This window comes from Cyanobacterium stanieri LEGE 03274 (assembly GCF_015207825.1).
Lineage (GTDB): Bacteria > Cyanobacteriota > Cyanobacteriia > Cyanobacteriales > Cyanobacteriaceae > Cyanobacterium > Cyanobacterium stanieri_B.
In genome coordinates, this window is the sequence record NZ_JADEWC010000023.1 from 49,757 (window position 1) to 56,776 (window position 7,020).

General features: G+C 35.7%; 9 protein-coding genes. 3 read left to right on the forward strand and 6 right to left on the reverse strand.

Annotated elements, in window-relative coordinates; translation table 11 throughout:
- Positions 1 to 25 precede the first annotated feature (25 nt).
- A complete protein-coding gene (locus tag IQ215_RS10515) occupies positions 26 to 364 on the forward strand; it encodes a hypothetical protein (RefSeq protein ID WP_193801264.1) in 339 nt (112 codons plus the stop codon).
- A 70-nt stretch (positions 365 to 434) separates the two neighbouring features.
- Here the strand turns inward: IQ215_RS10515 and IQ215_RS10520 are convergent, their stop codons facing one another.
- Together IQ215_RS10520 and psb28 are read right to left on the reverse strand one after the other, a co-directional pair.
- Positions 435 to 944 carry a MogA/MoaB family molybdenum cofactor biosynthesis protein gene (locus IQ215_RS10520; RefSeq protein ID WP_193801265.1) on the reverse strand — a complete coding sequence of 170 codons (510 nt, stop codon included), beginning with the start codon at positions 942 to 944 and terminating at the stop codon, positions 435 to 437.
- A gap of 141 nt (positions 945 to 1,085) precedes the next feature.
- Positions 1,086 to 1,421, reverse strand: a complete 336-nt coding sequence (gene psb28 / locus IQ215_RS10525; protein ID WP_193801266.1) for a photosystem II reaction center protein Psb28 — start codon at positions 1,419 to 1,421, stop codon at positions 1,086 to 1,088.
- 125 nt (positions 1,422 to 1,546) lie between these two features.
- Here psb28 and IQ215_RS10530 point away from each other — a divergent pair, with 125 nt between their 5' ends.
- Both IQ215_RS10530 and IQ215_RS10535 read left to right on the forward strand, forming a co-directional pair.
- Complete coding sequence (locus tag IQ215_RS10530; RefSeq protein WP_193801267.1) at positions 1,547 to 3,049, forward strand: helicase C-terminal domain-containing protein; 1,503 nt, start codon at positions 1,547 to 1,549, stop codon at positions 3,047 to 3,049.
- A 30-nt stretch (positions 3,050 to 3,079) separates the two neighbouring features.
- Positions 3,080 to 3,400, forward strand: a complete 321-nt coding sequence (locus IQ215_RS10535) for a 2Fe-2S iron-sulfur cluster-binding protein (RefSeq protein WP_193801268.1) — start codon at positions 3,080 to 3,082, stop codon at positions 3,398 to 3,400.
- Between the two features lie 224 nt (positions 3,401 to 3,624).
- On the opposite strand, the gene IQ215_RS10540 is transcribed toward IQ215_RS10535, so the two are convergent.
- From IQ215_RS10540 to IQ215_RS10555, 4 genes are all read right to left on the reverse strand, one after another.
- Positions 3,625 to 5,064 carry a TldD/PmbA family protein gene (locus IQ215_RS10540; RefSeq protein ID WP_193801269.1) on the reverse strand — a complete coding sequence of 480 codons (1,440 nt, stop codon included), beginning with the start codon at positions 5,062 to 5,064 and terminating at the stop codon, positions 3,625 to 3,627.
- Between the two features lie 4 nt (positions 5,065 to 5,068).
- Positions 5,069 to 5,782: a GUN4 domain-containing protein gene (locus IQ215_RS10545; RefSeq protein WP_193801270.1), complete on the reverse strand. Its 714-nt coding sequence runs from the start codon at positions 5,780 to 5,782 to the stop codon at positions 5,069 to 5,071.
- Positions 5,783 to 5,824: 42 nt separating this feature from the next.
- A complete protein-coding gene (locus tag IQ215_RS10550) occupies positions 5,825 to 6,298 on the reverse strand; it encodes an adenylyltransferase/cytidyltransferase family protein (RefSeq protein WP_193801271.1) in 474 nt (157 codons plus the stop codon).
- Between the two features lies 1 nt (position 6,299).
- Positions 6,300 to 7,020 (reverse strand): ARC6/PARC6 family protein (locus IQ215_RS10555; RefSeq protein WP_193801272.1); only part of this gene is annotated, 721 nt, incomplete at its 5' end.

Here is a 7,020-nt window from a genome sequence, read left to right on the forward strand (position 1 = left end):
CATCTACTTTTCCCAAACTTTTAGGATGCTAACTCACCAGAATAAAACCGTTAAAATTGTGGCGATAGAAGAAATTAACCCCCAAGAAAAACGTTTTCAAGAGCAAAGAATGAAAGATTTATTATTGCTGATTGAAAATCTAGCCCTAAAGGAAGAAGCTACCATTAAGTTAATTATAGAGTGTCTCTATGATGTGGGTATGATTAATTTAATTAATAAAAAAATCAAGCATCCTTCGGCTAATAAAATTGTCAAACGATTTATCAGTTTACCTAAACCTATTGCTAAGGTTGTGGCTTGGCGTTGGCTAAAAAAAAATCTGCCCATTAAATTAACTAATTGGTTGGGTAGAAAGGTTAGTTAGTAATAATAATGAGCATAAAAAATTAATTACCAATATCTATCATAAAACACCGCAATTTTTTTCTAAACCATTAATTATTGCGGATTTCTAGTTGAGTTATTAAATGATTCAATTCAGGCAAAATTAATTTATCCATTGCTAATTCTACCGCATTACTAGAACCGGGTAAAGCAAAAATTATTTTCCTTTTACAAATACCTGCGATCGCCCTTGAAACCATGGCACGTGAACCGATTTCTCCATAGGAAAGATGACGGAAAATCTCCCCAAACCCTGGTATATTTTTATCTAATAAACTATCAACAACCTCAAAAGTATTGTCTCTCAAACTAATTCCTGTTCCCCCTGTTAAAATCAATATATCTATATTTTCTTTCAATATCAAGCTATTTAACAAGGTTTTTATACCATCATAATCATCTTTAATTATTTGATAAAAAGTGATATTGTGTCCAATTTCTAGTAACTTATTCTTGATTAATTTTCCACTATTATCATCATCAAAAGTACGAGAATCACTAATAGTAATTATGCCACAATTAACTATAATAAAAGATTTATCTGGATGGGGAATAACCATAAAATTAAAAATGCAATGGGTAAAATATTATCCTTAATAAACCATAGTAAACCTAACCTTTAAAACCTGTTATAAGGTGTTAGGTATTAGGTAGAATTGGGCTTTTTTTAAAAATCACCTGCAACCTGACACCCCATAAAATTAAGACTTACTAAATCCTAACCCATGTTCTTCAGCATAACGCTCCATAAAGCGCATGAATCTATCCCATTCCTCCACAGACTTCATGACATATATAGCTTCAAGGGCTACAGGCTCACCATTTACAAACTTACATTTTACCTCTCTTGTGCTTAATTCACCTTCCTCATCGGTTAAATACATACCTGTTACTGCTTGGGTGTTGCCACCCTCTAAAATGGGAGATTCTTCAAAACGAAAAGTTGCCGTGCCGTTGCTACCATCACGGGAGCGAGTTATTTTTACATCAGGGATTGATTCTTCGATAATGCCTTTAGTAAATTCTATTTGAGCCATAAAAAATTTTTCCTTATATACTTTTTATTACTATAACTTTACCTATCATCTCACAGTCAAGGGCGATCAACGTTAAAATTTAAGGGGTAATGATAAATTTTTTGAGATAACATTTCCCTGACAAGATGCTAGAAGCCCAAGTACATTCAGAATTACGCAATTTTTTGCGCTACCATAGCCCTTCTGATTGGGTACATCATCTTACCATGGCAAGACTGGTTGCCCGTGGACTAAGGTTGGGGCGATCGGCTATAATTCAAACAGGAGTAAATAATCATACCTATGATTTAAGTTATCTTACCCCTGCTCTTTTGTGTGATGAAACGGTTATTATTATCACTACCCCTGAAAATCAACAACAATTAATCACCCAAAAAATTCCTTTCTTACAACAAAAATTAGCTACCAATAAGTTAGTTATTAATCAATATTCTCCACAACAAAAAAATCATCATAGTTTAATTTTATTAACCCCCCAAGATTGGTTAACAAAAACTATTAATAATCAAATTGATAACTCTATACATACTATCATTGAAGAAGCGGAAAAGTTGCCTCAATTTATTAATGAATATCTGACTATTTCCATTGATATTTATGACTGGTTTACATTGCAAAATTATCATGGTAACCGTAAGCCTTACCTGCAAACTCAACTGGCAAAATTAACAAAGTCTGTCTTTAATCATCCTACTAATCCATACAATAGTTATTTATTAGATAAAAGAGAGAAACACATTATTCAAGATATTATTCTTCAATTAAAACCGAGAAATTCAGTTTTATATCATAAATTACTGAAGCTAAGTGAAAATTTATCAGCAGAAAAAGAATATATTAATTATGTAGAAATAAATCGTCAGCAAGGACAATTTACTATTAAATCATCTCCCCTAAATTTTGATGATAGTATTAAAACAATTTGGCAAAAAAAATTCATTACCCTCATTGCCAATTATCTTGCCCCAGAAAAAGAAGCCATAGACTATACCAATAAACTAGGTATAGATAAAAATAATTATACCTGTCTCAAATTTTCCCCCCATGCCCCCAATGCGATTCTAAAATTATATTTTCCAGAAAAATTCCTCTTCCCTAATAGCCCGGAGTTTCAAAACTCTGTTACTAGGGAAATCAGCGCCCTTATTTCCAGCACAAAAATAAATCATCAACCCATTATCATCATCATTGAAGATGTGCCACTACAAGCCCAAATTACTTCTATTTTAGCTTCCCAGTTTGGTTCAAGGGTAAAACTTAATCAACTAGACTTTAATAATAATACGGTATTAGTATGTGGCATTAGTTTTTGGTATCAATATCAAGATAAATTTCCACCACCCCAATTACTAATTATGGCAACTTTACCGATTCCTTCTTTAGAAAATCCCTTGGTTGCCGCCCAAGTTAATCATTATAAACGTCAAAAAAAAGACTGGTTTCGTTTATATCTTCTGCCTGATGGTATTAAGACTTTGCAACAGTTGACGGTATCTGTGCGCAAAAATCAAGGGGTTTTGGCTTTGTTGGATAGTCGGGTTAGCTTTCGTAGTTATGGGGGTAGGGTATTAGAGGCGCTCGAACCCTATGCCAAAATTAACTATTTAGATTTAAACTGGTTTAATTAGCATATACAACTCATAGTGAGGTTATTATTTATGCCCATGGTTGAATTTCAAGGAAAAAAAATTCATTGTCAAGTAGGAGACAATTTACGTCAAGTTTTACTGAAAAATGATGCCCCGTTGTACAATGGCAAGGCTAAATATATTAATTGTATGGGTATTGGTAGTTGCGGTACTTGTGCGGTGCAAATACTCGGTGAGGTAAATTCCCCTAACTGGAAAGATAAGGCTAGACGCTTTTTATGGCCCCATTCCCCTGAGAAGGATTTACGTTTGGCTTGTCAAACTAAGGTTTTGGGTGATATTAAGGTGATTAAGTATGCTGGTTTTTGGGGGGAGAAAACTCATTTTTAGGTTGAAAAAAAATTAATATTTTTCTTTGTTTTGGTGTCACAAGCATGATATACTATAAGATAATGGGAATATTGACGCTTAGTAACAAAAAGATAGATTTCCATTATAAAATTAACTATTGTAATAATCTCACGAAAAACGGCCATAGTCAAGAAAAAAGAATTTTTGTAATATATTGTCATAATTAAGGTGCGCTGAATGGATCAAGGGATTGTTAAATCCCATTAAACAGAGCCAAAAACTTCAATATTATTGAAAACACAAACGGGGGAAGCGTGTCCGACTCTAATCATTTGATTGGGTTCGCCTTTGCCACAAATGGGAGTGCCGAAAACGTCTTTAGTGGATTCGTCCCCCACGGAGGTAAGGTTGTGCCAAAAATGTTGGGTAACACCTCTATAATTAGGATTACGTAGGGTTTTAGTTAATTGACCATGTTCGATGAGACGAGCATATTCACAGCCAAACTGAAATTTATTACGATAATCATCAATGGACCATGAGCGATTAGATTCCATATAAATGCCATGTTCTATGGTGCTAATTAACTGCTGAAAACTTTCATTGCCTGATTCTAGGTTTAAGTTTGCCATGCGATCAATGGGGGGGCGATTCCATGAACAAGCTCGACTGTTGGCAACACCTTCAACCTTAGCCCTAGATTGACTTTCAAGGCTTCCTAATCCCCTTAATAAGATACCGTCTTGAATTAAATATTGCTTTTGGGCTTCTATGCCGGTATCATCAAAACCATAACTAGCTAGTTCTCCTGCATAGGTAGGATCGAAGGTGATGTTCATTTTCGGTGAGCCGTAGGCAAGGTTGCCAAAGTCTTCTAATTTGACAAAACTACTTCCTGCGTAGTTTCTTTCGTCTCCCAAGATGCGATCTAATTCGAGGGGGTGTCCAACACTTTCATGGATTTGTAACATCATTTGATCGGGAGCTAATACTAGGGTGGTTTTGGTATTAGGACATTCTTGCGCTTGGGTAAGGGCGATCGCACTTTCTCCTATTTCCTGCGCCCGTTGTAAAATCAGGGCCGGATTAATAATTTCTGCCCCTCCCTGATAACATCTGGCCAACATCCCATTATCACTACGCTTTTGAACAATATTACCATCCATAGCCACGGCACTATAATCCGTTGATACCATGGAAAATTGCTGATAAATATTAGCACCATTACTACTGACAAAATAATGATCAACTTCAGTCACCATAGCCAATGCAGTGGTTTTAACCACCGAAGAAGATACCTTCAACCCATGGCACACTTGAACTAATAAATCATTAATGTCTTTAATGGTCAAAGTGTCTAAGGGTTTTACCCGAGAAGACTGATAAACCCCCTGACGAGGAGGACGAATCTTATCCCTATCAAAAGTAAAAATCCCCCACCGTTTAGCAGCCCTTGCCTGTTGCTGTGCATGATAAACTGCCCTTTGAATACTATCAAAATCAAGGCGATTGGTGGCACAATAACCCATTTGCCCTTCCACTAAAACTTCTACCATTACCCCTCGACTTATTCTTTTACCGTGGTATTGAGGTTGAGCATCTCGAAAATTATGGGTTTGATTTTTTTCCAAAATATATCTTAACCCTATCCAATCAGCACTACTATTTAAATGGGCAATAATTTTTTCTAAGTCGATATTCATGGATTTATGGGGTGGTAGTGGTGAGGGCGTTTTCTGTTACCCAAGCGGGATGGGCGAATAAGGCATCAATTTCCCTTACCCCTCGTAGTTGATTAGACAAGGGAAGATGCCCCAGGGGCGCACTTAAATCCCAGATAAATTCTTGGGGATACTTTGTCCATCTATTACCATCTTTCCATTTTAACTTTGCCCAAAGTTCGATATAGTCTTTTCCTTGGGATAACCAAATTTTGCGCTGAATACTATAACCGAATTTACCTTCTGAATAAACATTCCATAATAGGTCAATGGTATGTAAATCATTGATAGGAAATTTAGCGATTTCAGTAAAGTAAAGCCATTTTCTTTGGGTAGCTTTTTCCCCTGCTATTTCACAGAGTTTTACCCTAGTTAAAACATCGGCTTTTTGATATTCTTTAATGATTAAAAGTTCTTGTAATTCTGAGTAGTCTATATTTAAAGATGATTGAGGGTGAACGATTCCTTGGGGGATTTTATCTTCTATAAAATTAATATTTTCTTGGTTATCACTATTTTTTAATGTTTGGTATATTTTCCCTAAAACTGGATTAGGAGAATGTCCTTGAGATGAAGATAAAAACTCTCTTAGAAACTGGTATCCTTCTTCCCCTTTGGCGATAAGATCATCAATAAGTTTTAGTTTATTTTTGTCAGATGCCTGATTAAATTTTTCGGTGAGAGTCCCTAATTCATTCATGTTTACTAAAGTTTAATTATCTATCTGCACTAATGCTATATTTTATTTATTAATATCTAAAATTTTATTGATAATTTTAGTGGTTGAAGTTGGTATTTCAATGTCAACTAGTTTAATTTTACCACCATAGGCGAATACAGCAGGGGATTCGGGCAAAGTTTCAACGTTATAATCCCCTCCTTTAACATAAATGTCTGGTTGCAGGGTTTCAATAACTTTGGTGGCGGTGGTTTCATAAAAAATAACCACTCCGTCAACGCTACCGAGCGCCCCTAAAAGCTCTGCCCTTTGTGCTTCGGGGATAATAGGCCGTTTTGGTTTGATTTGGACTACGCTGCGATCGCCATTTACCCCCACAATCAATGTTTTACCTTGCTCTTTTGCCTCCCGAAGATAACGAATATGGCCAACATGGAGTAAATCAAAACAACCATTGGTAAAAACAAGGGGACGCCATTGGCTAGGATTTTGAGCAATAATAGATTTAAGTTTATCTAAAGAATATATTTTGTTCATATTAGGGAATAATTTGACTATTTCTAATTAACCAACGATTATTAATTTTAATCAAGTCATATCGCACTAATAAATTAGAATCATAGGACTGTTGACTATTTAATTGCCCATTATTAAAGTATTGAGAATTTTCCCTCACCCTAGCAGTAACATTGGCTTCTAAGTTATTTTGAGGGTTAAGATTCACCTCCTCGATGGTGACACCATGTTCATAGCGACGATAGGCATTTTGACTACGCAAATTATTAACATTACTGCGCCAAATAGATAAAAAAGGATCAGCTAAAACATTCTCTAAAGCCCCTAAGTTATAATCTGGCCCTGTGGCAAGGGCTTTGGCATCTAACCAACCATTTACTACTTCTAAAGCGGTGTTAGCTGATAAAGTCTCGGGGATAGATTGGTTATCAACGGCTAATTCTTCGGGTAATTCTATCAGGGATTGACCCAAGGATAATTGTAGTTCATTTGTTCTGGATTGATTAAAAACTCGATAAAAAAGAGCGCCAAATATAGCCAACAAGATTATAACCACCAATAGTATAAGCATGGGGGAGGAATTGGAGGATAAACGATCTTGTTTTTCTCCTTCTTGGGAATATAAAAAGAGGTTATCGTTAGGGGTGGAGGTGTCTTCAGGTTCATCTTCTTCTTGATCGATTTCGGCTTCAAGGAAAGATGATAAGCCCACGAGGGAAGATTCTTCTTCTTCGGTTTCGGGG

Bases quoted from the DNA above. Each gene is read 5' to 3' on its own strand.
- IQ215_RS10540 (WP_193801269.1), bottom strand. From the start codon at position 5,064: ATGAATATCGACTTAGAAAAAATTATTGCCCATTTAAATAGTAGTGCT.
- IQ215_RS10515 (WP_193801264.1), top strand. From the start codon at position 26: ATGCTAACTCACCAGAATAAAACCGTTAAAATTGTGGCGATAGAAGAA.
- IQ215_RS10535 (WP_193801268.1), top strand. From the start codon at position 3,080: ATGCCCATGGTTGAATTTCAAGGAAAAAAAATTCATTGTCAAGTAGGA.
- IQ215_RS10520 (WP_193801265.1), bottom strand. From the start codon at position 944: ATGGTTATTCCCCATCCAGATAAATCTTTTATTATAGTTAATTGTGGC.
- IQ215_RS10550 (WP_193801271.1), bottom strand. From the start codon at position 6,298: ATGAACAAAATATATTCTTTAGATAAACTTAAATCTATTATTGCTCAA.
- IQ215_RS10545 (WP_193801270.1), bottom strand. From the start codon at position 5,782: ATGAATGAATTAGGGACTCTCACCGAAAAATTTAATCAGGCATCTGAC.
- psb28 (WP_193801266.1), bottom strand. From the start codon at position 1,421: ATGGCTCAAATAGAATTTACTAAAGGCATTATCGAAGAATCAATCCCT.
- IQ215_RS10530 (WP_193801267.1), top strand. From the start codon at position 1,547: ATGCTAGAAGCCCAAGTACATTCAGAATTACGCAATTTTTTGCGCTAC.